Origin of the sequence: Cellulomonas alba (assembly GCF_030362835.1) — a bacterium.
Classification (GTDB): Bacteria; Actinomycetota; Actinomycetes; order Actinomycetales; family Cellulomonadaceae; genus Cellulomonas; species Cellulomonas alba.
In genome coordinates this window covers 83,008-108,698 of the sequence record NZ_JAUCGQ010000002.1, presented here as the reverse complement: position 1 = coordinate 108,698, position 25,691 = coordinate 83,008, and the positions used below count along the sequence as shown (strand labels likewise).

Below are 25,691 nucleotides of genomic sequence, written 5' to 3'. Positions count from 1 at the left end.
CCGACGAGTCGACGCCGAGGTTGGCGGCCATACCCGCGCGACGATCGACGGACACACCCGACCCGCGCCGGCCCGAGCGGTGAGAATGGCCGCATGACCGAGCAGCGGATGAACGTCGAGTCGTTCAACCTGGACCACCGCACCGTCGCCGCGCCCTACGTGCGCCTCGCCGACACCAAGCGGCTGCCCGCGGGCGACGTGATCGAGAAGTACGACGTGCGCTTCACCCAGCCCAACCGCGCGCACCTCGAGATGCCGACCGTGCACTCGCTCGAGCACCTGTTCGCGGAGCACTCGCGCAACCACAGCGACCGCGTGCTCGACTTCTCGCCGATGGGCTGCCAGACGGGCTTCTACCTGATGCTCTCCGGCACCTGGCAGCTCGACGACGTCCTCGCGCTCGTCCAGGTCACGCTCGAGGACGTGCTCGAGGCGACCGAGGTTCCCGCGGCGAACGAGGTCCAGTGCGGCTGGGGCGCGAACCACTCGCTCGAGGGGGCACAGGCAGCCGCCCGCGCGTTCCTCGCCGAGCGCGCCGGCTGGAGCCAGGTGACCGCGTGACGGCTCTCGGACCCGACGAGCCGGCCCGCGAGGCGCCGTCGCTCGACGGCCCGGCCCCGGCCGCCGCAACCCCGGACCCCGCGAGCCACGCGGCGGCCGACCCCGCCGCGGAGATCACCGCTCACGGCCGGCGAGCCCGGCGCCCCGCCAGCGCGCCCGTCGAGGCCGTCGTCGTCGTCGCGATGGCGAGCGAGGCCGCGCCGTTCGTCGAGCGCGCGTCGGCCGCGTCCGAGCCTCTGCCGGCGCCCGGCGGCGCCGAGCACCGTCGGCTGACGATCGCCGGCCGCGAGGTGCTGCTCGTCCGCTCGGGGATCGGCCTCGTCAACGCCGCGAGCGCGGCATCGGTGGCGCTCGCCGAGCACCGGCCACGCGTGCTGGTCAGCGCCGGGAGTGCCGGCGGACTCGGCGTGGGGGTTCGCGTGGGCGACGTCGTGGTCGGCTCGCAGCACGCGTACGGCGGCGCGGACGCGCGCGGGTTCGGCTACGCGCTGGGTCAGGTGCCCGGCATGCCGCCGACGTTCGCGGCCGAGGCCCGGCTGCACGACGTCGCGGTAGGCGCAGCCGACCGGCTCGCCCCTCGACCGACCGAGCCGACGACGATCCGCGTCCTGACGGGGTCCGTGGTCTCGGCGGATGTGTTCGTCGACGCCGATCGCGTGGCGGGCGTCCGGACCGACTTCCCCGACGCGCTCGCCGCCGACATGGAGACGACCGCCCTCGCGCACACGGCCCACCTGTTCGGTGTGCCGTTCCTCGCGGTGCGCGGCATCTCGGACCTGTGCAGCCCCGTCGAGGCCGGCGAGTTCGCTGCGCACGTCGACGACGCCGCGGACCGCTCGGCGGCGGTGGTGGAGGAGGTGCTCCGGGCGCTCTGACCGCGGTGGTGGACGAGGTGCTCCGGGCGCTCCGACCGCGGTGGTGGACGAGGTGCTCCGGGCGCTCCGACCGCGGTGGTGGACGAGGTGCTCCGGGCGCTCCGACCGCGATGGCAGCCGGCCCGAGCTGCGCGCGACGGCGGCGCGCCGCGGACGACGACAGCCACGGTGCCGTGGCCCCCGCGCGGCGCGCCCCCCGGCCACGCCTGCTACAGCTCGCCGACCGGCCCGACCGCCGGCGCCACGGCGTCGCGCACCCAGGCGGAGAGCGACGTCGCCGGCGGACGGAGGATCACGGTCTCGACCCCGAGCTCCGCGAACGGCCGCATCGTCTCGACGAACGCGGCGACGTCGCCGCGCAGCAGGTCGTCGCCGCCGTGCAGCGTCGTCACGCGGATCTCCGACGGGTCGCGTCCGACGTCGGCGCAGTGCCGGTGCAGCACGTCCAGCTTGTGCTCGAGCTCGTCCGGTGTCTGCGCGAACAGGTTGCACGCGTCGGCGTACTGGGCCACGAGGCGCAACGTCTTCCGCTCGCCCGAGCCGCCGATCATGATCTCCGGCCGCGACAGCGGCTGCGGCGAGCAGAGCGTCTGAGCGAGCTGGTAGTGCTTGCCCTCGTACGGCCCGTCGTTCGCCGGGTCCCACATCTGGCGGGCGATCTGCACGGTCTCCTCGAGCCGCTCGAACCGCTCCGACAGCGGAGGGAACGGCACGCCGAGCGCGGCGTGCTCCTCCTCGTACCACGCGGCACCGATGCCGAGCGTCGCGCGCCCGCCCGTCAGCACGTCGAGGGTCGCGACGATCTTCGCGAGCAGGCCCGGGTACCGGTACGTCACACCCGTGACGAGCACCCCGAGCTGCGCGCGCTCCGTGTGGCCGGCGAGGTAGCCGAGCGTCGTGTACGCCTCGAGCATCGGGTCCTCGGCAGGGAAGCCCGCGCGCACCATCTGGAAGTAGTGGTCCATCACCGAGATCCAGGCGACGCCGGCCGCGTCGGCGGTCTCTGCGGTCCGCGCGAGCTCGTCGCGCATGGCGGCCGGCTCCATCGAGTCGAACCGCATCAGGTGGATGCCGAGGCGCATGGCGGGACTCCTTCGTACGGGGGTGGTTCTCGTTCGTGCGGCTGGTTCTGGTTCGTGCGGGCCGGTTCGGGCTGGTGCGTCTCCTTCAGGTGCCGGAGTCAGGACGGGTGGCGACGCGCAGTGCGCGCGGCTGGGTCCGCTCTGCTCGACCGGCGGCGGCGGTGCGACCCCGCGGCACAACCGGCGGCGCGGGCGGCGGTGCCGCACCTCTGGCGCCGCGGGCGCCGAGCCCCGATCGTGGACCCATGAGCACCCTGAGCGGCCCCGACAACCTGCCCGACCCGCGCGGCGTGGACGTACGGCCTCTGCCGGACGCCATGCCGCACGACGACGACCCCGACGGCAACCCGCCGCACGGCGGGCAGGACACGGGCGTCCACCGCATCTACCCGGACGACCCGACCGGGCACTGACACCGGAGCGCGCCTCGGGCGGCCCGGGCGGAGCGCGACGCGCGGGCTCACCGCGCGCCGCGCTCCACGAGCCCGCGGACGTACGACGCCTGCCCGACGTGCTGCAGGTCGTCGCCGAGGATGCTGACGAGCCGCACCCCGAGCGTCACCGGCGGGTCCCAGTGCTCGTCGATGACGACGTCGAGGTCGTGGTCCGTCAGGCGCGCGAGGTAGGCGAGCGTCTGAGCCTCGACCGCGTCGTAGTAGCCGAGCAGCAGCTCCGGCTCGGCGTCGACGCCCGCCACGTCGTCGGCGCTCTGGCCGTACCCGGTGGCGCGCGCGTCGAACGGGAGCCCGAAGCGCTCCGCCCAGCCCTGCGCGGTCCAGACCTGCTCGACCCCGGCGAGCGGCGCGACCTGCGCGTCCTGCACGCGGCCGATGTGCCACGCGAGCCACGCGATCGAGTTGGCGTTCCCGTCGGGTCGAGCGGTGCGCCCCGCGGCGTCCAGCCCGTCGACGGCGCGGTGCAGGACCGGTCCGACGCGGCCGAAGCCCTCGATCAGCAGGTCGGCGACGTTCACGCGCGGCTCCCTTCCTTGCCCAGGCCGGCCAGCCTCGGCCGGAAGGCCGCGACGACGCCGGCGATGTCCTTGTCCCCGCCCACCACGTCGGCGGCGGCGTCGTAGGCCGCGAGCACCGCCGGCACGACCGGCAGCGGCGCACCCACCGCGCGCGCCTCGTCGCGGATCAACCCGAGGTCCTTGCGCAGCCCGTCGAGCGCGAACTGCGGCTCGAGCGCGCCCGTCAGCATCGCCTCACCCTTGACGTGCGCGTACTGGCTGTCGGTCGCGGTCCCGCGGATCGCCGAGAGGAACAGCCGCGGGTCCACGCCGAGCGCGTCGGCGAGCGCGAGCGACTGCGCGGTGCCCGCGGTGAGCGTCGCGACCCACGCGTTGGCCGCGAGCTTGAGCGCCGATGCCTCCCCCGGCGCCGAGCCCGCCCACACGGTGCGGCTGCCGATCGCGTCGAGCACCGGCTGGGCGACGGACCCCGCGTCGACCGGACCGGACGCCAGCACCACGAGCGTGCCGTCTTCCGCCGGCTTGCGCGTGCCGAGAACGGGCGCGTCGATCGTCGCGACGCCGTGCGCCGCCGCGAGCTCCGCGAGCCGCCGGGCGCCCGTCGGCCCGACCGTCGCCGACTGGACCCACACCGCGCCGGGCCGCATCGCGGGGAGCGCCTCCTGGGCGACCGCGCGCACCGCGTCCTCGTCGAACAGCATCGTGACGACGACGTCCGCGTCGGCGACCGCGGCGGCGGGCTCCGCGGCGACGCGGACGCCGTCCGACCGCAGCTCGTCCGCGCGCGCCGACGTGCGGTTCCAGACCGTGACGGCGAACCCCGCGCGGACCAGCGACCGCGCCATCCCGCGGCCCATCGTCCCCGTGCCGAGCACGGCCACGTTCGTCGTCATGGTTCTCCCTCGCGAGTGACGGGCGGGCGCGCGTGCGTCGAGCCGCGCGCCACCGCCGACCGGTCCACGCGACGGGCCGCGGCGCCCTCCACCCTGTCTAGGCCACGCCGCGCCGTCCCGCCTCCCGAGCGGGCGAGCCACGTCCCGACGTCCGACCTCCCGTGCGTGGCACCGCCACGTCCGGCAGTGCCACGCCGCGCCCGGACGCCCCGGCCGCGCCCGCTGGGCTGAACCACCCCGGCCCGCCGTATCGCCCGTCCGGGTGAACGACTCCTGCTCTGATGGTCGGCCGTCCGGCCGGCCGCGCAGCTCATGAGAGGCGTTCCGACATGCCCGAGCCACACGACATCGGCTGGCTGCGACAGGTCCTCGCCGCGCAGGGCGTCACCCTGCGCGCGGACCTGCGCGACGACCAGGTCATCCGCCAGCACCCGCTGGGTGCCGACCAGACGCGCCCTCCGCTCGCGTCCACCATCGGCCGCATCGACCTCGCGAGGGTGCTGAGGCCGACCGCCAACCCGCAGCTCGTCGCCCGGCGGCGCGCCCTCGGCCTGCACGTCCGGGCCGACCACCCCGAGGGCGCCGCACCGCCGCCGGCCGGCGGCGACGCCCGCGCGTCGGCCGTCGACTGGCGCAACCGCTTCGGCGGCCACTGGATCACGTCGATCCGCGACCAGAACCCGTGCGCGTCCTGTTGGGCGTTCACCGGCACGGCACTCGTGGAGGCGATGCTCAAGATCGAGCACGCCTACTGGGCTCGGCTGTCCGAGGGCGACCTCCACGACGGCGTGGGATCGCGGTGCGCCGACGGCAACAACCTCGGCAACGTGGACGCGTTCCTCTCGAGCCACGGCCTCGCCGACCTCGGCTGCTGGCCGTACCACACCGACGACGCGGCCTACGCGCCGTCGTCCGACCGCGCCGGCCGCTCGGTGCGCGTCCCGGCGTTCACGTGGATCGGCGACATCGAGCAGCAGAAGCAGTGGATCGACACGACCGGCCCGATCGCCAGCTGGTTCGACGTCTACCAGGACTTCGACGGCTACAGCGGCGGCTACGTCTACCGCCGATCGACGGCTGCCGACAACCACGAGCGGGGCGGCCACTTCATGCTCGTCGTCGGCTACGACGACGGCCAGCAGGCGTGGATCTGCAAGAACTCGTGGGGCAGCTGGGGCGACCACGGCTACGTGCTCGTCGGCTACGGCGAGGCCGGGATCGACCAGTACTCGAAGGCCGGTCTGACGGGCCTCAACCCGGACCCGTGGACCAAGCGCCGCCTGCACAACGGCAACCTCTACGAGTCCGGCAACGGCGCCGCGCACCGCAACTTCGAGGCCGTGTCGGCGCACGCCGGTGAGGTCACGAGCTACTGGCGGGAGGGAACGTCACCCTTCCCGTGGTCGTCCGACCGGACGTTCGGCAGCGATGCCACGCACGCCCCGACGCTCGCCGGCACGACCTACGGCCGCAACCTCGAGCTCGTCTACCGCACGTCCGACCACCGCCTCCACCACTGGTGGCGCGCCGGGGGCGGCGGCGACTGGAACGACGGCGGCGTCTTCGGCCCGACCGACACCGCGGGCGTGCCCGGCTTCGTCCAGGGCGACTACGGCGCGCCCGGCAACTTCGAGGTCGTGGTGCGCACGGCCGACAACCGCCTGGCGCACTGGTGGCGCATCAACGGCGCACCCTGGACCTGGCAGGAGAGCACGCGGTTCGGTGCCGACATCGCGTACTCGGGGCCGTCGCTCGTGCAGGGCGACTACCTCGACGACGGGCACGGCAACCTCGAGCTCGTCGCGGTGACGACGGCCGGCGAGCTGCGGCACTTCTGGCGCACGGAGCACGACGGCGTGTGGCACGACGGCGTCACGTTCGGCGCCGGGGTCGCGAGCCCGCCCGTCATGATCCAGGGCCAGTTCGGCATGCACGACGAGGCCGGCCCGCACGGCAACTTCGAGCTCTGCGTCGCCGTCGGCGGCGCGGTGCAGCACTGGTGGCGCGACAACGCGAGCGGGTCCATGGTGTGGCGCAACAGCGCGACCTTCGGCCACGACGTGGCGCAGGTCGTGGGGCTCGTCGAGGGGAGCTTCGGCATGAACCTCGAGGTGCTCGTGCGCCGCACGAACGGGAAGCTCCAGCACTACTGGCGCGACGGCGCCGGCTGGCACGAGGGCGTGGTGTTCGGGCCGGCCGACCGGGTGCGGCGCGTGGTGCGCGACCGGTCCGACCTCGAGCACCGGCTCGGCGAGCACATCGTGCTGCCGAGGTGAGCGCGACGTGAGCCGCTGGACCGCCGACCTGCCCGACGCCGTGCACGTGGGCGTCGGGCAGGTCGTCGCACTTCCGCTCGACGCGGGCGCGAGCGGTGCCGGGAACCGGTGGAGCGCCGGGTCGGACGGCGAGGCCGTCGCGGTGGAGGTGCTGGTCGCTCCCCCGGGACCGCCCGCACCGGCCGCACCGCCGGCCCCGCCGGCCCCGGACGCGCCGCCGTCCTCGTCCGCCGCGTCCGAGACGCTCCTCGTGACGGGCGTCGCGGCCGGGCGCGCGGTCGTGCGGCTGCGGCTCGGGCGCTCGTGGGAGACGGAGCCGCTCGCCACGCACGACCTGACGGTCGAGGTCGGCTGAGAGCAGCCGTCGGCCCGACCCGTCAGCCCCGCGTGCGCAGCCAGACGTCGGCGCCCTCGGCGAGCGCCAGTGCGTCGGCGTGCGCGCGCGTGAGCTGCACCCACGCCGCCTCGCCCTCGGACGTCGTGACGTCGGCGCGTACGTCGAACCCGACCCTCTGCAGCCGCGCGACCCGCGCGGGCAGGGCGGACGCCGAGCGCTCGGTCAGGATCTCCACGTCGTGCGGGCGGACCAGCCGGCCGCCGAGCGTCGTCACCGGGCCGAGGAACTCCATCACGAAGTCGTTCGCGGGCTTGTCGTACAGCTCGTCGGGCGGCCCGACCTGCTCGACGCGCCCGTGGTTGACGACGACCACCTCGTCGGCGACCTCGAGGGCCTCCTCCTGGTCGTGGGTGACGACGACCGTCGTCACCTGGACCTCGTCGTGCAGCCGGCGCAGCCACGCCCGCAGCTCGCGCCGCACCTTGGTGTCGAGGGCACCGAACGGCTCGTCGAGCAGCAGCACCGACGGCTCCGCCGCGAGCGCCCGAGCGAGCGCCATGCGCTGCCGCTGACCGCCCGAGAGCTGCGCGGGCCGCCGGTCGGCGAACGCCTCGAGGTGCACCAGCTCGAGCAGCTCGCCGACCTTGCGGCGGATCTCGTCCTTCGGCCGCTTGCGGATCTCGAGCCCGAACGCGACGTTGCGGAACACGCTCAGGTGCTCGAACGCGGCGTAGTGCTGGAACACGAAGCCGACGCCGCGCTCGTGCGCGGGCACGCGCGTCATGTCGCGTCCGTCGATGCGGACCTCGCCGGAGTCGGGCGTCTCGAGCCCGCCGATGACCCGCAGCAGCGTGGACTTCCCGCCGCCGCTCGGACCGAGCAGCGCCGTGAGACCGCCGGGACGGACGTCGAGGCTCACGTCGTCGAGCGCGACGAACGGCCCGAACCGCTTGGTGACGCCCTGGGCCTGGATGCTCATGCGCTCACGTCCTTCCGACGCAGCCGCGCCGCGACCAGCAGGGCCGCGACGGTGACGAGGATCAGCACGAACGCGAGCGGGAACGCGCCCGGCTCGAGCTGGGTGATGCGCTCGGCGATGACGAGCGTGACCGTCTGCGTCTGGCCGCTGCCGCTGACGTTGCCCGACACGACCGCGACGGCGCCGAACTCGCCGACCGCGCGCGCGAGCGCGAGCACGACGCCGTAGGTGAGCGCGGGGCGCAGCGTCGGGAGCGTGATGCGGCGGAACGTGGTCCACGACCCCGCGCCGAGCACCCGCGCCGCCTGCTCGGGGTCGGTGCCGGCCTCCTCGAGCACCGGCACGACCTCGCGCAGCACGAGCGGGAGCGACACGAACGTCGTCGCGAGGATCATGCCGGGCACCGCGTAGACGACCTGGATGCCGGCGCTCTCGAGCGCAGGCCCGAACCAGCCGTTGCGGCCGTAGACCAGCACGAGCGCGAGGCCAGCCACGATCGGCGACACCGCGATCGGCAGGTCGGCGAGCACGCCGAGCAGCCGGCGGCCGGGGAACCGGAACCGCACGAGCAGCAGCCCGAGCCCGACGCCGAAGAGCGTGCCGAGCAGCACGGAGACGAGCGCCACCTCGAGCGTCAGCCGGAACGCCGTGACGGCCTGCTCCGAGCTGATCGCGTCCCAGAACGCCGCGAGCCCCGGCTCGAACGCGCGCCAGGTGATGACGCCGAGCGGCACGAGCACGAGCACAGCGACGTACGCGAGCGCGACCCAGCGGACCGTGCGCCGGCCGCGGGTCGCCCGCTCCCCCTGCGGAACGGGGGGCGACGCCGGGGGTGCGCCGGTCGCCGGCTCGTCGAGCACGACCTCAGCCACGGCGCGCCACCCGCCTCTGCAGCAGCTCGAACCCGATGAGCACCGCGAGCGACACCACGAGCAGCACCGTCGCGGTCGCCGCGGCTCCCGGGAAGTCGTAGGCCTCGTACAGCCCGTAGGCGTACATCGACGAGACCTGGGTCTTCGCCAGGCCGCCCGAGATGAGCAGCACCGACCCGTACTCCCCCATGGCCCGCGCGAACGCGAGCGCCGCACCCGACGCGATGGCCGGGAACAGCGGCGGCAGCACGATGCGGCGGAAGACGGTCGACGGCCGGGCGCCGAGCGTCGCGGCGGCCTGCTCGCGCGAGCGGTCGAGCCCGATCAGCACGGGCTGCACCGCGCGCACGACGAACGGCAGCGTGACGAACAGCAGCGCGACGACGACGCCGCCGCGCGTCGCGAACAGGTCGACCACGCCGCCGCGTCCGTACACCGCGAGCACCACGAGCCCCGCGACGATCGTCGGCAGCGCGAACGGGATGTCGATGACGAGCTCGACGAGCCGCTTGCCCGGGAACTCGTCGCGGACGAGCACCCACGCGATCACGGTGCCCATCACGGCGTTGACGACCGTGACGATCGCCGACGCGGTGACCGTGAAGACGAGCGAGCGCACCGCCTGCGGCGTGGTGATCGCGTCCCAGAAGCTGCCCCAGCCCGCACCGGCCGCCTCGAGCACGACGGCCGCGAGCGGCAGGAGCACGACGAGGCTGAGGAACAGCACGAGGACTCCGAGCCCGGTGCCGGACCCGACGCCGAGCGGCCGTCGTTGCTGGTCGGCGACGTCGGGCGTCCGCTCGCGCCGGCGTGCTGCGCGGCCCCGACGAGCGCCCTTCCCGGAGACGCCGACCGGCGCGGCCACCTCGGTGGCCGCGCCGGTCGGGTCGAGCGTCGTCGTCATCCGGCGGACGCCTCGATCTTCGTGACGATCCCGTCGGTCTTGTCGAAGAACTTCTTGTCGACCACGTCCCAGCCGCCGAGCGACGCGATCGTCGTCAGCTTGGCCACCGGCGGGAAGGGGTTGGCCGGATCGGTCGCCCCCTCGACGGTGCCGGGCTCGACGACGCCACCGACCGGGCGGAAGCCCTTGCTCGCGAAGATCTTCTGGCCGTCCGCGCTCTCGACGAACTGCAGGAACTTCGCGGCGGCGGGCGAGGCGGTCTTCGTGACGGCGCCCGGGTTCTCGATCAGCACGCTCTCGTTCGGCACGACGTACTCGACGTCGGCGCCCTTCTGGCGGGACGCGATCGCCTCGTTCTCGTAGGAGACGAGGACGTCGCCCGTGCCCGCGGTGAACGTGGTCGTCGCGGCCGCACCGCTCTCCGGCTTGCTCACGATGTGCTTGTAGAAGCTCGTGAGGTAGGCCTCGGCCTGCTCGGGCGTGCCGCCGTCGGAGATGACGTGCTCGTAGGCCGCGAGGATGTTCCACTTCGCCGAGCCGGACGTCGCGGGCGACGGCGTGACGATCTGCACGCCGTCCTTGACGAGGTCGTCCCAGCCGGTGATGTGCTTGGGGTTGCCCTTGCGGACCACGAGGACGACGACGGAGCTCGAGACGATGCCCTTCGTGGAGCCCGAGTCCCAGCCGGCGTCGACCGTGTCGGGCACGAGGCGCGTGAGGTCGGGGCCGACCGAGAAGCCGACGTAGTCGGCGGGCTGGCCCGCGGCGACGGCCTTGCTCTGCGAGCCGCTCGGGCCGTACGACGCCGAGAACTCGACGCCCTTGCCGTCGGGCGTGGCCTGGAACGCGGTCTCCGCGGCGTCGTACGCCGGCTTCGGCACCGAGAACGCGACGATGCCGACCTTGCCACCGGCGGCCGATGCGCCGTCGGTCGAGCCCGACGCCTTCGCCTGGCCGCCACAGGCCGCGAGCGCCATGGTCAGCGCGGTCGCACCGGCGGCGACGGCGACCCAGTGGCGGGCGGGACGGCGGGGGGCGGAAGTCATCTCAGGCTCCTGGTCTGCGTGGGGGTATGACCCGCGGTGCGGGTGGCAGAACCAAAACAGAGTATTCCCACCTGATCTATAGGCTTTTCAGATAGTGAGACGGGTTGTCTCGTGACCGGACTGTCGGCGGCCCGCGCCCCGCTCGCGCGGCGGAATCAGGACGCCGGTGGCTGCCGGTGGCCGTCGAGGCGTCGCTCGCGCTCGACCGCGCGCGCGATGCGGGCCGCGTCGAGCCGCAGCTCGCGGAGCATGCCCGACAGCGGCGTGGTGAAGCCCGTGACGTACAGCCCCGGCGCGACGCGGCCCGCGCGGGGGACCGGGTAGCCGTCGCGGTCGAGCAGGCCGAGGTGCCCGAGCAGCGACGCGAGCCCGGGTCGGTACCCCGTCGCCAGCACGACGGCGTCCGGCGCGAGCCGCGTGCCGTCCGCGAGCACCACCTCGCCCCCCTCCGCGGCCGCCACCGCCGGCACGGCGTCGACGCGACCCGACCGCAGCGCGTCGACGAACCCGATGTCGAGCAGCGGCAGCGACCCCTGCGCCGCCCGCGTCGCCAGGCCCGTCGTCGGCCGGACCAGCCCGTGCGTGCTCAGGTCGGGAACCTCGGCGCGCTCGAGCACGGTCGCGACCCGGTCGACCAGCCGGACGGGGAGCCGCCGCACGAGCAGACCGGTCTGCTGCGCGGCCCAGCCGAACGTGGAGCGCCGCAGCACGTGCGGCGGCGTGCGGACCGCGACCCGTACCCGTGCGGCACCGCCCTCGACGAGGTCGAGCGCGATCTCCGCGCCGCTGTTGCCGACGCCGACCACGAGCACGTCCCGGCCGCGGAACGGCGTCGCGTCGCGGTAGTCGGCCGTGTGGCGCAGGTCGCCGGTGAACGCGTCCGCCCACGCGGGTCGGACGGGTACCCGCGCGTTCCCGGTCGCGACCACCACCTGAGGCGCCGTCAGCACGGCGCCGTCGGCGGTCGTCAGCCGCCAACCGGCCGCCGCGTCCGGCGCGTCCGGCGCGATGCGAGCGCCTCCCCCGTCCCTGGGGTCGATCCGCACCACGTCCACGCCGCCGTGCACGTCGAGGCGGTGGTGCGCGGCGTACGTCTCCAGGTAGCGCACGACGTCGGCCCGGGCGACCCACCGGCCGTACGCGCGCGGGATCGCGAGGCCGGGCAGCGCCGACAGCCGGCGGGTCGTGTGCAGGTGGAGCCGCTCGTAGTGGCCGCGCCACGACGTGCCGACCGTGGGCGCGCGCTCGAGCACCGCGACGGGCACGCCCCGCGCCCGCAGCGCCGCGGCCGCGGCGAGCCCCGCGGGCCCCCCGCCGACGACGAGCACGGGCGCGTCGGGCGTCGCCACGGCTACCCCGCGCGCTCCAGCAGCACGAGCACCTCGTGGTGGTCCGTCTGCGGGAACATGTCGAACAGCCGCGCACGCACCGGTCGCAGCGACGGCATCGCCGCGAGGTCGCGCGCGAGCGAGTCGACGTTGCAGCTCGAGTAGACGACGTGCCGCGCGTCCGAGCCCTCGAGCATCGCCGCGAGCGGTGCGCCGATGCCGCGCCGCGGCGGGTTCACCACCACCAGGTCGGGCGCGTCCGAGCCCTCGAGCAGCTCCGCCGCGAGCGCGGTCGCGTCACCCGCGTGGAACTGCGCGTCGACGCCCGCCTCGGCCGCCGACTGCCGCGCGCTCTCGACGGCCTCCTTGCTCACCTCGACGCCGACGGCGGACCGCCCCGGGGCCGCGCACGCGAGCGCGAACCCGCCGACGCCGCAGTACAGGTCGAGCAGCCGCGCCGGCGCGACCTCGTCGACCCATGCGCGCGCCTGGCGGTACAGGCCGTCGGCCACCGCGGTGTTGGTCTGGAAGAAGCTGCGCGGCCGCAGGTGCAGGTCGACGCCCGCGAGGTGCATGCGCAGCGTCGTGGCCGCGGAGAGCGGGATCTCGAGGTCGCCCTCGAGCACCTGCTTGTGCTCGGGCTGCACGTTGACGGTGACGACCGCGAGGCGCGGCTCCTCCTCGAGCAGGCTCGGCAGGTGCTTGCGGATGCGTGCGACGGCCTCCTGGGAGCGCAGCACGAAGCGGAGCATCAGCTCGCCGTCCGGGCTCAGCGTCACCAGCAGGTACTTGAGCTCGCCGCGCCGGCTCGGCACGTCGTACGGCTCGAGCCGCGCGCGCGTGACGAACCGCTCGAGCGGCGCGAACGCGCTGCTCAGCGCGGGCGGGTACAGGCCGCAGCCCTGCAGGTCCACCCCCGTGCCGGCCGCGTCCAGGATGCCGAGGGTCGGAGCGTCGACCGTCCCCGCGACGACCATCTTCGCCTTGTTGCGGAACCCCTCCTCGGGCCCGGCGAACGGCGGGAGCCACGCCACGGGCGGCAGCGTCGCCGCGCACCGGGCCTGCTTCGCCGCGAGCTGCGCGTCGTACGGCTGCCCCATGAAGGTGCACGACCGGCACAGCCCGGCGTCGAAGTAGGAGCAGTGCACCCCGACAGGCTACGAGGGCCGCGACGCGAGAGCGGCGTCGACGTCCGGGTCGTGGAGCTGCGCGAGCCACGCGAGCAGGTCGGGGTACGCCGACGGGTTGGCCGCGACGAGCGGCCGCAGCTCGGGCGCGCGCTCGACGATCGCGGCGAGCACCGCGAGGTCCGTCGCGGGGTCGGCGGCCTGCGCCGTGGTGAAGCCGTGGTCGGCCGCCCCGGCGCCGTCGTGGGCGCCCGTGGCGGGCCCGTCGGCACCGACGCCCGGCCCGTACGTCGCGGAGCCGCGCGGCAGCCGCGCGCTCTCCCGGACCGCGTCGGGCACGGTCAGCGCGAGCACCGCGAGGATCGGGAGCCCGTACGCCACGATCGTGTCCGTCAGCCCGGGCCGCGCCCACCCACGCGTCGCGATGATGGCGGTGCCGACCACCACGGCCGCGGCGGTCAGCCACAGGCCGACGGGCCGCGCGTCGAGGCCGCGGCGCCCCACGACCACGCTCGCCGCGAGCGCGAGCACCACGATCACCGCGTCGAGCGCGACGACGAGGGCGATCCGGCCGGTCACCCGCCCGGGGTGGAGGTCGCCGCCGAGCTGCTGGACGGTGTGGAGCAGGTGGATCAGCCCGAGCAGGTGGATCACCACGAGGGCGCCCGCGGCCACCGCGATGGCCACCCATGCCGCGCGCGCGACCTCGCACCAGGCGCGCACAGGCGGCTCGACGCGCCGCAGCGTCGCGGAGACCGCCGCGCCGAGCGCCACCGCACCCGCCGCCGGCACGAGCACGAGGCCCGGTCCGCCGGAGCCGTCCGGCAGCATCGTGGCGACCGGGAACCCGTCGGTGAGCGTGAGCGCCGTCGTCGTCGCCGCGATCGCCACGAGCACCCAGCGCCACGGCGCCGAACCCCGCAGCGTGGCGAGCAGCGGACCGCCCGCGAGCGCGGTCACGAGCAGCACGAGCACGGCGTCGGCCGTGAGACCGACCCACGTCTGTGCTCCCACGCGGTCGAGGAACCGCACGATGCCCGACGCCAGCGCTCCGAGCGTCAGGGCCTGCAGCACCACCACGCCGGCGAGCAGGCCGCCGAGGATCGACCGCGCGAGGCGGCGGGCCGCGCCGGCGAGCGCCGCGTCGGCCGACTCGGCCGCGCGCGGAGCGGCCGCGAGCGCCGCCCCGGCGAGGCCGACGGCGACGGCCGGCCCGAGGCCGCCGGGCAGCGTCGGCCCCGTGATCCGCAGCGCGAACGCGCCGACCGCGTCCACCGCCGCCGACGCCAGCACGCACACCGCGTACGGAAGGCCCAACCACGCGCGGACGCGCAGCGCGGTGCGCAGCGAGCCGCCGCGCGCCCGCACCACGTACGTGACCGCGAGCGACGCGACCGAGACCGCGCTGACCAGCACCACGTCGACCCGCTGCCACGCTCGGTCGTGGAACGACCACGCGAGCCCGAGCGAGACGCACAGCAGCACGAGGGCGACCGCGTCGGTCGCGTAGTCCCGCGCCGGGACGTCGCCGAACGGGTTCGGCCGCCGCCACGCGGCGCCGGGCGCGGGCGTCACCGGGACGTCGTGGGGCGTGCTCATCGTCGACCTCTTCTCGCCCGCGGTCGGGTGCACCGGCGTGGTCGAGGTTCTACCACGCGCGGATCGGGCGGTCAGGCGAACGTCGCCGCGATCCTGCGCACCGCCTCGGTCAGCACCTCGGTCGACGCGGCGAGGTTCAGCCGCACGTGGTGCTCGCCGCCCGGCCCGAACGACGGCCCGCGGTTGACCGCCAGGCGCCCGCGGGCCAGGAGTGCGCGCGCCGGGTCCGGGTCGTCCGTGATGCTGCCGAGGTCCAGCCACGCGAAGTACGTCGCGGCGGGCGGCCGCCATGCGACGGCCGGCACCTGCGACGCGAGCAGCGACTGCAGGGTCGTGACGTTGGCGCGCAGGCCGTCGAGCACCTCGTCGAGGTACGCGCCGCCGTCGCGGTACGCCGCGACCTGAGCGATGGCCGCGACGTGGGAGACGCCGTCCGCGAGCACCGGCGAGATGCCGGCGACGTCGGCGTCGGGGCCCGGCACGACGACCGCAGCGCGCAGGCCCGCGAGGTTGAACGCCTTCGACGCCGAGTGGAGCGCGATCGCGCCCGGGACCACGGTCGTGGTCGGCACGAACTCGCCGTCGAGCACGACCGGAGCGTGGATCTCGTCGGCGACCACCTGCACGCCGTGCCGCGCCGCGAGCTCGCCGACGGCGGCCAGCTCGTCGCGCGTGTGCAGCGCGGCCGTCGGGTTGTGCGGGTGGCACAGCAGGTAGGCCGCGCGGCCCCCGCCCGCCGTGGCGCGCGCGAACGCCGCGTCGAGCTGTGCGAGGTCGAGGCGGCCGTCGGCGCCGAGCGGCGCGTGCTCGACCCGGCGGCCCGCGTGCTCGACGAACGAGGTGAACGGCGGGTACACCGGCGGGTTGATGACGACCGCGTCACCGGGCCCGGTGACGACGCGCACGACCTCCGCGATCCCCTGCATCACGTCCGGCACGAGCCGCACGCGCCCCGGGTCGACCTGCCACGCCCACCGCTTCGCCGCGAACTCCGCGAGGGCCTCCGCGAGCGCGCTGCCCTCGTGGTAACCGGTGTCGCCCGCGGTCAGCGCGTCGTGCACCGCCCGGACGACGACGTCGGCGACCGGCACGTCCATCTCCGCGACCCACAGCGGGAGCACGTCGGCCGGGTACCGCCGCCACTTCTCGCTCGTCCGTCGGCGCAGGTCGGACAGGGGCACGCGGTCGAAGATCGTCATGCGCCGACGCTACCGAGCACGCGGGCACGCGCCGCGCCGGCCGCCCCCTGGCGGGGCGGCCGAGGGCGCGTCAGGATGACGCCGACGACCGGAGGTGCCGCATGGACGTGCACGTCATCACGCACGACGGGGTCCGCGACGCGAGCGTCGACGAGCTGCCCGCGCTGCTCCGGCGCAGGCCGGGCGGCGAGGCCGGCACGATCGTCTGGGTCGACGTTCCGGGCTGGGACGACGAGGCGGCGCGCGTCCTGGCGGACGTGTTCGCGCTGCACCCGCTCGCGGTCCAGGACTGCGCGGTCCACAACCGGCTGCCGAAGGTGCACGCCTACCCCGACTCGCTGTTCCTCGTGCTGCACGCGCCCGAGCTCGGCTCGCAGGGACGCGTGCACCACGTCGAGCTCGACCGGGTCGTCGGGCCGAACTACCTGGTCACGGTGCACGGCCCCTACGACGACGAGGTGAGCGAGGACGCCGCGCTCCGCGACACCCGCGAGGTCCTCGAGCGCCTGCGGTCCGGCCGGCTGCGACCGCGCACGCCGTTCGACGTCTCGCACGCGATCGTCTCGACCATGACGCGCCGCATGGAACGGTTCATCGAGACGCTCGCCGCGCAGGTCGCCGTGCTCGAGCGCCGCGTCACGACCGGCCAGCACGACGAGTCCGAGGACTTCCTCGACCAGCTGTTCCGCACGCGTCACGGCCTGCTCGCGGTGACGACGATCGCGGCGCAGACCGCGCAGATCTACCGCCGCGTCGAGCGCCTGTCGAGCCAGCACATCCCCGCCGAGAGCCGCCATCTGGTGGGCGACCTCGTCGACCAGTACGACCGCCTCGCCGGGCTCGCGGCCGAGGAGAAGGAGTACCTGCAAGGCGTCATCGAGTACTACCGCACGCGCACCGACACGAAGATGACGATCGCGGCCGAACGGCTCGCCGTGATCGCGGTCGTGACGCTGCCGATCACAGCGCTGGCCTCGGTTTTCGGCATGAACTTCATCGTCAACCAGCACACCCGGGTGGTGGAGCTCTCGGTGTCGCTCGCGATCATGGTCGCGATGTCGCTGGCGCTGGTGGCGTGGGCCAAGCGGCAGGGCTGGTGGTGACGGCGGGACGCTGAGGCGGCATCGGGCGGCCGCGAAGACGCGACGGAAGTCCCGGTTCGAGCGGCCTGCGGATTCGTAATCTGCAGGCAAAGCGTCATTCAGGCGAGCCTCAAGGCCGCCTGTCGCCCGGACCGAGGAGCCCCGCATGTCCGTCATGACCGCTGCCGTCCGACTGCCCGACGTCACGCTGCCGCCCGCGGTCCGGGCCGCGGTCGACGCCAGCCCCTCGGTCGTCGTCCCGGCCGACCGCGACGAGCTCTACCGGCTCGCGCTCGGCCCGTGCGGCGGACCCGTCCACGAGGTGTCCTACGACGACGGGGGCACCCCCGTCGTCGAGGCGACCGTGACGCGCTGCCGCAACGGCCTCGCGGTCAACTACCCCGAGGACTACATGCGCCGGCGCGACCCCGACTGCATGCACATCGCGGACGACCTCCCGTCCGACAAGGCCCGCTACCGCGACGTGTTCGGCGCGGAGTTCGCGCCGACCAAGCAGGCCACGCTCGACTGGCTCGCGACGCAGGACCTCGTCGTCGTGCCGTTCCGCGCGGGCGGCCCCGTGCACGGCTCGCCGTCGGTCGCGATCGTGCCGGCGAACGCCGCCTTCTTCGCGCTCGCGCTCGTCGACCTGCAGGGCTGGGTGACGTTCGACGAGCTCGGTGCGTTCACGCCGCGCGCGATCCTCTACGTCGCCCCGCCGTTCCGGCACACCGCGTTCGGCGGCCGCCAGGTCGTGGTGCACGACCGCACGCCCGAGCTGCACGAGGTGTTCGCCTACAACCTCTACCCCGGCCCGAGCGCCAAGAAGGGCGTCTTCTCCGTGCTCCTCGACATCGGCGGCCGCGAGGGGTGGCTCACCACGCACGCGTCGGCGGTGCGGGTGACGACGCCGTACGACAACGACACCGTCGTCATGCACGAGGGCGCCTCGGGCGGCGGCAAGTCCGAGATGTGCCAGGAGTTCCGCCGCGAGGACGACGGGCGCATCCTGCTCGGCCGCAACGTCGTGACCGGCGGCGAGATCCGCATGACGCTCGCCGAGTCGAGCGCGCTCGCACCCGTGACGGACGACATGACGCTGTGCGCGTCGGCACTGCAGGACGACAGCGGGCGGCTCGTGATCGCCGACGCCGAGGCCGGCTGGTTCGTGCGCGTCGACAACATCCGGTCGTACGGCGAGGACGAGCACCTCGAGCGCGCGTGCATCCACCCCGCCAAGCCGCTCGTGTTCTTCAACATCGACGGCATGCCCGACGCGACCGCGCTGCCGTGGGAGCACACGCTCGACTCGACCGGCAAGCCGTGCCCCAACCCCCGGGTCGTCATCGACCGGAACGCGTTCCCCGACGTCATCTCCGAGCCGACGCGCGTGGACGTGCGCACGTTCGGCGTCCGGATGCCCGCGTGCACCCGCGACAACCCGAGCTACGGGATCATGGGCGTCACCCACCTCGTGCCGCCCGCGCTCGCGTGGGTGTGGCGGCTGGTGGCGCCCCGCGGCGACAAGAACCCGTCGATCGGCGAGTCGCGCGCCGAGGCGTGCGTCATCGCGCACGGCGGGCTGGTGTCCGAGGGCGTCGGCTCCTTCTGGCCGTTCTCGACGGGCACCAAGGTCGAGTCCGCGAACCTGCTGCTGCGCCAGCTGCTGGCCGCGCCGCGCACGCGGTACGCGCTCACGCCGAACCAGCACGTCGGCGCGTACCACGTCGGCTTCGCCGCCGAGTGGCTCACGCGCGAGTACCTCGCACGGCGCGGCGGCGGGCGGGTCCGCCCCGAGCAGCTCGAGCCGGCGCGCTGCCCGCTGCTCGGCTACGCCCTGGCGGAGATGAAGCTCGACGGCCAGCCGATCCGCAAGTCGCTGCTCGCGCCCGAGCTCCAGTCGCACGTCGGCGTCGAGGCGTACGACGCGGGCGCACAGGTCCTGACGTCGTTCTTCAAGGCCGAGCTCGCGCAGTTCCTCACGCCCGACCTCGACCCGCTGGGCCGCGCGATCATCGAGGCGGTGCTGCGCGACGCGAGCGTCGAGGAGTACGAGGCACTCACGCCGATGTACGTCTGACCTGCGGGCGGCGCTCAGGTATCCACGCCTGGGCGCCGCGACTCCTCACGGTCAGGACGTGGCGATCGGGGGGCAGCCATGAGCGTGACGGCGACGCGGCCGTCGGTCGGCTCGGGGGCGCGGGCCGCCGGCACCGAGGTCGCGCTGTTCGGCGGCTGCCGCGTCGAGCACGACGGGACGCCCGTGCCGCTGCCGGTCGGCGGCCGACGGCTCGTCGCGTACCTCGCGCTGCAGGGCCGCACGTCGCGGCACGCGGTCGCGGGCACGCTGTGGTCGGACGCCGCCGAGCTCCAGGCCGCCGGCAGTCTCCGTTCGACGCTCTGGCGCGTGCAGCGCGCCCGGCCGGGGCTCGTGCGCGACGTCGGCGGCGTGCTCGCGCTGAGCCCCGACGTGCGCGTCGACGTGCGGGGCTTCGCCGCGAGCGCGCGCCGCGTCGTCGACGACGAGGCGCCCTTCCCCCGCGACTTCGACGCCGTGCTGCGCGCGGGCGAGCTGCTGCCCGGCTGGTACGACGACTGGGTGCTCTTCGAGCGCGAGCGGCTGCGCCAGCTGCGCCTGCACGCGCTCGACGTCATCGCGCTCGCGTGGTCGCAGGCCGGGCGGCACGGCGAGGCCCTCGACGTCGCGCTGCGCGCGCTCGGCGGCGACCCGCTGCGCGAGAGCGCGTACCGGACCGTGATCGTGCTGCACCTCGCGGAGAGCAACCTCGTCGAGGCCGTGCGCACCTACCGCCGCTGCCGCGACGTGCTCGCGACCGAGCTCGGGGTCCCCCCGTCGCCCGACACCGGCGCGTTGCTCGCGCGCGCGGGCGTCGACCCCGCGGCGCTGTAGCCCCGGCACGCGGCGGGCCCGCTCCGCCCCGACGCCCGCGGCCCCTGGACGCCCGGCGGCCGGAGCGGATCGACCGCCCCGGCCGTCGGAGCACCACCTCCGCGGGCCCGTACCCCGCCGGGCCGGGTCAGCCGCCGAAGCCCGCGATCATCTGCGCCTGCGCGACGATGTTGCCGGCCTGGGCGTCCGTCACGGTGATGCCCTGCTTGCCGAGCGCCGCGACGATCTGGCTCGCGGACTTGCCGGAGAAGTCGGCGACCGTCGCGAACCCTGCAGCGTTGAGCCCCGCGTTGAGCGTCGCGCGGCTGCCCGCCGCCGTCTCGGTGCCGGTCACGGCGGGCGCGCCGACCACGCCGCTCACCACGGAGTACGCGCTCGCGGTGCTGAGCGGCGCGCCCGTCGACGTCACGCCCACCACCGCGCCGACCGCGTCCACCGAGCCGACCGTGCTGCGCAGGAACGCCTGCTCCTGGCCGTTCACGGCCGTCACGAGCGTGGCCGGGTCGGCGTACGTCGAGGTGAGCGGCAGCACGTTGAGCGCCTGCGCGACCGTGCGGCCGTCGGCCAGGTGCTCGTTGCCGTACTTGTCGATGAGGGCCTGCACCGTCTGGCCGGCCTGCACGTCCTTGCCGAACTGCGGGTTCTCGGTGGCGTACTGCGCGACCTGGCCGCCGGTCGCGACGCGCTGGGACACGGTCTCCTGGAGGCCGACCGTGTCGACGCCCGGCAGGACGACGACGTTCTGGCCCGTCTTCCACATCGTGACCTTCGAGCCGTCGAGGTCGCGGACCCCCAGGAACTGCGGGGCGTCGACGAACGTCTCCCACTGGTTCTTCGGCTGGACCCGTTCGCCGAGTCCCGCCATGTCCGCGTCGATCCGGTTGAGCTCGGCGGCGACGTCCTGCAACGCCGCCACCAGCTGCGCCCGCAGCGTCGAGAGGCACTGGAACAGGTTCTGCGTGTCGGTGTGCAGCGCGTCGAGGTCGGCGGCGATCGCGTGGAACCGCCAGTTGAAGCCCTTGTCGTCGGCGCTCTCGCCGGCCTGCACGGTGCTCTCGCCGTCGACCCAGTCCTGATGGTCGAACGTGCGCGCGAAGGTGGGCGCGCACGGGGCCGCCGTCGACGTGGGCAGCGCCGACGAGAACGTGAAGTGCCGCGGCGACTGGCCGAGGTTGACCGCGACGAGGTTGTTGATCAGCCGCAGGGCGTCGTACTTCTCGATGCCCTTGCTCATCAGCCCGCTGACGAGGGCGTCCGGGTCGGTGCCGATCGTCTCGGTCCAGACGTTCGAGGTGCTCATGGGAAGCCTCCGGTGGTGGTGCCTACGGGTGCAGCGGGCGGTAGCGGTGGTAGGTGCGGGCCGCCGACGGGCTCAGCGGGGTCGGCGTCGTGGAACCGTCGACGCTCACGTGCCGCCGCCGGATCTCCCACGTGTCGGCGCGCACGCCCACGGGCGTCGCGAGCTCGACGACGTTCATCAGGTGCTCGTACTGGCGCAGCGTCAGGAGCGCGTCGTCGGGCAGCGTCGCGCGCCACTCGTACGGGTCGTTGCCGCCCGTGCGGACGTACGCGACGCACGCGACGACGCTCACGCCCTCGCCCGCCGACGCGAGCGTCGTGCTCGGGCCCAGCACGGGCCGCACGCGCAGCCCGCGGTCGACGAGGCCGTGCACCTGCCACCGGTAGGCGACCGTGTGCCGCGACGAGAGGTTGTTGCCCGCGAGCGGCAGGTCGACGACGCCGAACGCGAACGCGAGCGTTCCGGTCGCGGTGACGAACGGCAGCGCGCTGCTCGCTCCCCCGCGTGCCGCGACGGCCACGAGGTCGTCCAGCCGCTGGTGGTCACCGACGAGCGCGCCGGTGGTCGCCCCGAGGTCCACCACGACGTAGTCGCGCACGGCGACCCGCGCGAGGCGCTGCTGCACGTCCGCCACGTCGGTGACCCGCGGCAGGTCGAGCGCCGCGAGCGCCGCGTCGATGCTCGGGTCCGCCGAGCTGACCTTCATGCCCGCGAGCCGTGCCGCGGCGTCCGTGGGCGACAGCGCGGTGAGCGCGTCGGCCGCGAGGGCGTCGACGATCGCCTGGACCGGCCCGTCGTGGTCGGCGTCCGGCCCCTCGATCCGGGCCGTGAACGTGAGCGGCCCGGGGCCGCCGGGACCCGGGGCGACGTCGACGACCAGCCCACCGACCGACACCGGGCTCGCGTAGACGGTCCCGTCCGCCGTCGCGTGCGCCGTCCGCATGCCCGCCGCGCGCAGGAGCCACGACGCGACCGGGTCGTCGGCCGCGCCGACCGCACCCAGCCGGGGGTCGAGCGCCTGCGCCTTGGTCACGGCCGAGCCGATCGCCGCGGTCGTCGGCGGCGTGAGCGCGACGCCGAGGCCGAGCTCGAACCGGCTGCCGCCGTCGTCGCGCTGGCCGGTCAGCGCCTGCGTGAACACGCTGACGCCGAGCTGCGTCTGCAGGTCGACGAGCCGGGCGAGCGCGTTCGCGACCGACGGCGCGACGGGCTGGTCGGCGGGCAGCCCGAGCGTCGCGAGCGCGGCGCGAGCCGTCGTCGCGCGCGCCGCCGCGGCGGGCGTGAGCATCCGCTGCGCGTGCACCGCGTCGCCCGGCGCACCGGCCGGCCAGACGAGGTGCAGGCGGCGCACCGCGTCGAGCAGCTCGGTGCGGCCCGCGCCGCGCGTCGGGTCGACCACCCGGAACGCGACGAGCAGCGGGTTCGCCGTCTCGTCGACCGTGAGGCGCGTCGTGAACCCCACCTCGGCGAGCCAGCCGCGGCCCGGGTCGCTCGGCCCTCCCGGTCCGTTCGTCGTCGCGTCGATCCAGGTCGGCGACGGCAGCCGCACCCCACGGACGACGCGCAGCCGCGCGCGGTAGTCGAGGTCGACCTCGCCGCCGGCGAGAGGCTGGGCGGCGACCTGACGCGTCGCCGCGTCCCACGCGATCTCCTCGCGCAGCCGCGGCACGCCCAGGTCGGCGCCGATCGCGTCGAGGGTGCCGAGCCGCGCGTGGTCGAGCACGCGCGACGCACGCAGCTCGCGCGCCTCCCGGCGCAGCCGCGGCTTCTCGGACAGCAGGACCAGCGCGAGGCGGCCCAGGACGCCCTGCACGAGGTCGACGGCGAAGGTGGTGACGACCGCGCCGTCGGAGAGCCCGTCGGCGGTGCCGTCCGGGTGGGTGCGCTTCGCGGTGAGCGACCCGCCGATCGAGGCCGCAGCGCCGCCCGCGTCCGTCGCAGGGACCGCGAGCAGGAGCGAGCTCCCGTGCTCGCTCCACGGCGCGAACGTCAGGGTGACCGGCGACGCTCCCCCGATCGTCGCGCTGACCTCGATCGCGTCGTCCCCCAGGTCGGTCAGGAGGCGCAGCAGCAGCACCGGGTGGCGCGTCACGCCGCCGGTGTCGAACTGCGGCACCGTGACGAGGTCCTCGGGCCGCGGCGGCCCCGGGTGGTGCGGCGCGCCCGGGTCGACCACCTGCGCCCACGGCAGCGGGTGCGGGCGCACCGCGTCCGACAGCGGCCCGATCAGCTCGTCGGCGGCCGCTGCCAGGCTCGCCGCGCCCGTCGGCGTCACGACGCTCACCGGACCACCACCAGGTCCGGGCGGTCGACGAGCACCGCGATCTGGTCGCCCGAGAGCGTGAGGTTCTCGTCCCGGCCCAGCACCTGGGGCGTCGCGTCGACATCCATGGTCGAGCCCATCCGGTCCACCTCGCGGGGGTAGCGCACCAGCCGCAGGTGCACGACGTCGGTGACGCCCGGCTCGCTCATCAGCGCGTGCAGCACGGCGGCGACGCGCACCGGCTCGCCGAGCGCGAGGCCGTCGACCACGCCGTGCAGCCGGTCGACGAGCCGGGCCTTGAGCGCGACGGCCGCCGGGTTCGCGTTCACGGTGGCGGGCGACCCCGTCGGCAGCGTGAGCCCGCGCGTGACGACGTCGGCCTGCACCGCGACGTACACCTGGTCGGCCTCGACCACCTCGGGGAAGATGCCGACGGGCCGGACGTCCCGGACCGCCGTCTCGACCGCGGCGCGCAGCCCGCCGGGCCCGTCCCAGATCGCTGCGTCGGTCGGCGCCACGAGCACCCGCACGAAGTACGGGCTCGCGATGTCTCGCTCCGCCGCGAACAGCCGCTCGATGAAGTCGAAGTCGCCGAAGATCGACTGGGACAGGTCCAGCCCGCCCCAGCCGTCCCGCACGGCGACCTGCCGGACGCCGGGCACGAGCGCGACGGTCGCGGCGATCGCGTCGACGCTCCACAGGCCGCGCGGCGCGCGGAGCAGCAGAGCGCGGTACGGCGCGTCGTCCCACGGGACCTCGCCGCCGGTCAGCGCCGCGGTGTGCTGGATGCGCACGAGCCCGGTGCCCGTGGCCGACGCGTCGGGCGCGAGCCCCGCCACGTCGTCCGCCTCGAGCAGCGCCGTGAGCTTGACGTCGGCCGTCTCCCAGCGGTCGAGCTTCTGCGGGTGGCCGCCGGCGCCGTCGTCGTGCGTCGGGTCGAGGTTGCCCGCCTCGCCCGGGTCGACGCTCACCACGGGCGCGGCCACGGACGTCGTCCCGACGTTGAGCACGACCGTCGACGCGAGCGCGACCCGGTGGCCGCCGCTCGTCGTGAGGCGCGCGCCGCGCGGGATCGTCACCGGCGCGACCGAGGTCGGCACGGCGCCCGAGACGGTGAGCGTCACCGAGCCGGTCGCGCACCGGAACGGCCGCGCGATCCCCAGCTCTGCGCCGAGGTCGGACAGCGCCCGGCCCGTCGCGCTCGTCACGAAGCAGTCGTCGTACGCCGCGCCGAGCGCGGCCCACGTGCGGGCGTCCTCGAGGCTCGCGATCTCGAGGAGCTTGCGCACCACGCTGCCGCTCGACAGGTCGAGGTCGGGGTCGATCACCTGCTGCGCGAGAGCGATCTTCTCGGCGAGCAGCCGTGTGAACGGCTTGGGCAGGTACCCGGCCGCCGTGACGCCGAACTGCGCGCTGCCGGTGCTACGGGTCACCGCGTCGTCGATCGCGAGCACGTCGGTGAGGTCGAGGCTGTCGGTCACGGGGCACCTCCAGTGCCGGACGGTTCGGACGGGCCAGACGGGTCGGTGGTCGAGGTCGCGGCGCCGCCGGTGAGCTGGACGTCGCCCGCCGGGTCGAGCGGGACGGCGCCCCAGTCGCCGCCCGACGCGAGGCCGCCCGTGCCGAGCACCGCGGCGTCGCCGCTCACGGCCTCGAACGCGACGTGCACGTCGAGCACGCGGCGCGACGCGCCGGTCGGCGCCGCGAGCGGGTCGTCGACCTGGAGCTCGACGATCCGCCGCACGCGCGGGTCGGAGGCGAGGAACTCGGCGACCGCGCTGCGCACGCCCTCGCGCGCGAGCACGGGCGACGTCTGCTGCGTCAGCGGCGTCAGGCCGAGGAAGCCGAACCGCTGGTTGAAGACGTCCGAGCCGCGCAGCGTCGTCAGCCCGACCGCGAGGCACTGGCACAGGTTGTCGACGCCCTCGACGGTGGCGAGGTCGACGCCGCCGGCCGTCGGCACGAGCGTCACGTCGCGCGCGACGTCGGCGGACGAGACGAGGTCGGCGCGGACGCCGACGCCGAGCAGGCGCCGCCGGCGGATGGCGAGGTCGGGGGTCACGTCGGGGGTCATCGCGCGCTCC

General features: G+C 75.0%; 23 protein-coding genes. 8 read left to right on the top strand and 15 right to left on the bottom strand.

The annotated features are described in order from the left end of the window. Nucleotides 1–93: 93 nt before the first annotated feature. A complete protein-coding gene (locus QRT04_RS13220; protein ID WP_289455933.1) occupies nt 94–561 on the top strand; it encodes an S-ribosylhomocysteine lyase in 468 nt (155 codons plus the stop codon). After that, nucleotides 558–1,436 (top strand): 5'-methylthioadenosine/S-adenosylhomocysteine nucleosidase, encoded by an 879-nt coding sequence (mtnN, locus tag QRT04_RS13215; protein ID WP_289455932.1) that lies wholly within the window; start codon nt 558–560, stop codon nt 1,434–1,436. The genes QRT04_RS13220 and mtnN overlap by 4 nt, the downstream gene beginning before the upstream one ends. A 209-nt stretch (nt 1,437–1,645) precedes the next feature. On the opposite strand, the gene QRT04_RS13210 is transcribed toward mtnN, so the two are convergent. Beyond that, entirely contained in the window at nt 1,646–2,518 is an 873-nt protein-coding gene (locus QRT04_RS13210) for an LLM class F420-dependent oxidoreductase (RefSeq protein WP_289455930.1), read from the bottom strand. A gap of 245 nt (nt 2,519–2,763) precedes the next feature. Between QRT04_RS13210 and QRT04_RS13205 the strand changes: the two genes are divergently transcribed. After that, nucleotides 2,764–2,931 (top strand): hypothetical protein, encoded by a 168-nt coding sequence (locus tag QRT04_RS13205; RefSeq protein WP_289455928.1) that lies wholly within the window; start codon nt 2,764–2,766, stop codon nt 2,929–2,931. 47 nt (nt 2,932–2,978) lie between these two features. Here QRT04_RS13205 and QRT04_RS13200 read toward each other — a convergent pair whose 3' ends face one another. Continuing rightward, nucleotides 2,979–3,491: a mycothiol transferase gene (locus tag QRT04_RS13200; protein ID WP_289455927.1), complete on the bottom strand. Its 513-nt coding sequence runs from the start codon at nt 3,489–3,491 to the stop codon at nt 2,979–2,981. Further along, complete coding sequence (locus QRT04_RS13195) at nt 3,488–4,384, bottom strand: NAD(P)-dependent oxidoreductase (RefSeq protein ID WP_289455926.1); 897 nt, start codon at nt 4,382–4,384, stop codon at nt 3,488–3,490. Before QRT04_RS13195 ends, QRT04_RS13200 begins: the two co-directional genes overlap by 4 nt. A 329-nt stretch (nt 4,385–4,713) precedes the next feature. Here QRT04_RS13195 and QRT04_RS13190 point away from each other — a divergent pair, with 329 nt between their 5' ends. Together QRT04_RS13190 and QRT04_RS13185 are read left to right on the top strand one after the other, a co-directional pair. After that, nucleotides 4,714–6,660, top strand: coding sequence for a C1 family peptidase (locus QRT04_RS13190; RefSeq protein WP_289455924.1), 1,947 nt, complete (start codon nt 4,714–4,716; stop codon nt 6,658–6,660). 7 nt (nt 6,661–6,667) lie between these two features. Further along, nucleotides 6,668–7,015, top strand: a complete 348-nt coding sequence (locus QRT04_RS13185; protein ID WP_289455923.1) for a hypothetical protein — start codon at nt 6,668–6,670, stop codon at nt 7,013–7,015. A 22-nt stretch (nt 7,016–7,037) separates the two neighbouring features. On the opposite strand, the gene QRT04_RS13180 is transcribed toward QRT04_RS13185, so the two are convergent. From QRT04_RS13180 to QRT04_RS13145, 8 genes are all read right to left on the bottom strand, one after another. Then, nucleotides 7,038–7,976 (bottom strand): sulfate/molybdate ABC transporter ATP-binding protein, encoded by a 939-nt coding sequence (locus tag QRT04_RS13180; protein WP_289455921.1) that lies wholly within the window; start codon nt 7,974–7,976, stop codon nt 7,038–7,040. Beyond that, nucleotides 7,973–8,848: a sulfate ABC transporter permease subunit gene (locus QRT04_RS13175; RefSeq protein ID WP_289455920.1), complete on the bottom strand. Its 876-nt coding sequence runs from the start codon at nt 8,846–8,848 to the stop codon at nt 7,973–7,975. The genes QRT04_RS13180 and QRT04_RS13175 overlap by 4 nt, the downstream gene beginning before the upstream one ends. Continuing rightward, nucleotides 8,841–9,752: a sulfate ABC transporter permease subunit CysT gene (gene cysT, locus QRT04_RS13170; RefSeq protein ID WP_289455919.1), complete on the bottom strand. Its 912-nt coding sequence runs from the start codon at nt 9,750–9,752 to the stop codon at nt 8,841–8,843. The genes QRT04_RS13175 and cysT overlap by 8 nt, the downstream gene beginning before the upstream one ends. After that, on the bottom strand, nt 9,749–10,798 hold the full coding sequence (locus tag QRT04_RS13165) for an extracellular solute-binding protein (RefSeq protein ID WP_289455918.1): 1,050 nt from the start codon (nt 10,796–10,798) through the stop codon (nt 9,749–9,751). Before QRT04_RS13165 ends, cysT begins: the two co-directional genes overlap by 4 nt. 155 nt (nt 10,799–10,953) lie before the next feature. Then, the gene (locus tag QRT04_RS13160) at nt 10,954–12,147 is read right to left on the bottom strand and encodes a flavin-containing monooxygenase (RefSeq protein WP_289455917.1); all 1,194 of its coding nucleotides are present in this window, start codon (nt 12,145–12,147) and stop codon (nt 10,954–10,956) included. 2 nt (nt 12,148–12,149) lie between these two features. Next, nucleotides 12,150–13,274, bottom strand: coding sequence for a 23S rRNA (uracil(747)-C(5))-methyltransferase RlmC (rlmC, locus tag QRT04_RS13155; protein WP_289455916.1), 1,125 nt, complete (start codon nt 13,272–13,274; stop codon nt 12,150–12,152). A 9-nt stretch (nt 13,275–13,283) separates the two neighbouring features. Beyond that, nucleotides 13,284–14,852 (bottom strand): DUF7937 domain-containing protein, encoded by a 1,569-nt coding sequence (locus QRT04_RS13150; RefSeq protein ID WP_289455914.1) that lies wholly within the window; start codon nt 14,850–14,852, stop codon nt 13,284–13,286. 71 nt (nt 14,853–14,923) lie between these two features. Then, a complete protein-coding gene (locus QRT04_RS13145; protein ID WP_289455912.1) occupies nt 14,924–16,051 on the bottom strand; it encodes a MalY/PatB family protein in 1,128 nt (375 codons plus the stop codon). A gap of 101 nt (nt 16,052–16,152) precedes the next feature. Between QRT04_RS13145 and QRT04_RS13140 the strand changes: the two genes are divergently transcribed. From QRT04_RS13140 to QRT04_RS13130, 3 genes are all read left to right on the top strand, one after another. Beyond that, nucleotides 16,153–17,154, top strand: a complete 1,002-nt coding sequence (locus tag QRT04_RS13140) for a magnesium transporter CorA family protein (RefSeq protein WP_289455911.1) — start codon at nt 16,153–16,155, stop codon at nt 17,152–17,154. A 145-nt stretch (nt 17,155–17,299) separates the two neighbouring features. Further along, nucleotides 17,300–19,213 (top strand): DUF4914 family protein, encoded by a 1,914-nt coding sequence (locus tag QRT04_RS13135; protein WP_289455910.1) that lies wholly within the window; start codon nt 17,300–17,302, stop codon nt 19,211–19,213. Between the two features lie 78 nt (nt 19,214–19,291). After that, nucleotides 19,292–20,044: an AfsR/SARP family transcriptional regulator gene (locus QRT04_RS13130; protein WP_289455909.1), complete on the top strand. Its 753-nt coding sequence runs from the start codon at nt 19,292–19,294 to the stop codon at nt 20,042–20,044. Between the two features lie 127 nt (nt 20,045–20,171). Here the strand turns inward: QRT04_RS13130 and QRT04_RS13125 are convergent, their stop codons facing one another. Genes QRT04_RS13125 through QRT04_RS13110 form a run of 4 tightly spaced genes read right to left on the bottom strand, consistent with a single transcriptional unit; the run spans nt 20,172 to nt 25,681 of the window. Continuing rightward, entirely contained in the window at nt 20,172–21,344 is a 1,173-nt protein-coding gene (locus tag QRT04_RS13125; RefSeq protein ID WP_289455908.1) for a hypothetical protein, read from the bottom strand. A gap of 22 nt (nt 21,345–21,366) precedes the next feature. Next, the gene (locus QRT04_RS13120) at nt 21,367–23,628 is read right to left on the bottom strand and encodes a hypothetical protein (RefSeq protein WP_289455907.1); all 2,262 of its coding nucleotides are present in this window, start codon (nt 23,626–23,628) and stop codon (nt 21,367–21,369) included. Then, on the bottom strand, nt 23,625–25,088 hold the full coding sequence (locus tag QRT04_RS13115) for a baseplate J/gp47 family protein (RefSeq protein ID WP_289455905.1): 1,464 nt from the start codon (nt 25,086–25,088) through the stop codon (nt 23,625–23,627). Before QRT04_RS13115 ends, QRT04_RS13120 begins: the two co-directional genes overlap by 4 nt. Continuing rightward, complete coding sequence (locus QRT04_RS13110) at nt 25,085–25,681, bottom strand: hypothetical protein (RefSeq protein WP_289455904.1); 597 nt, start codon at nt 25,679–25,681, stop codon at nt 25,085–25,087. Before QRT04_RS13110 ends, QRT04_RS13115 begins: the two co-directional genes overlap by 4 nt. Between the last annotated feature and the right edge of the window lie 10 nt (nt 25,682–25,691).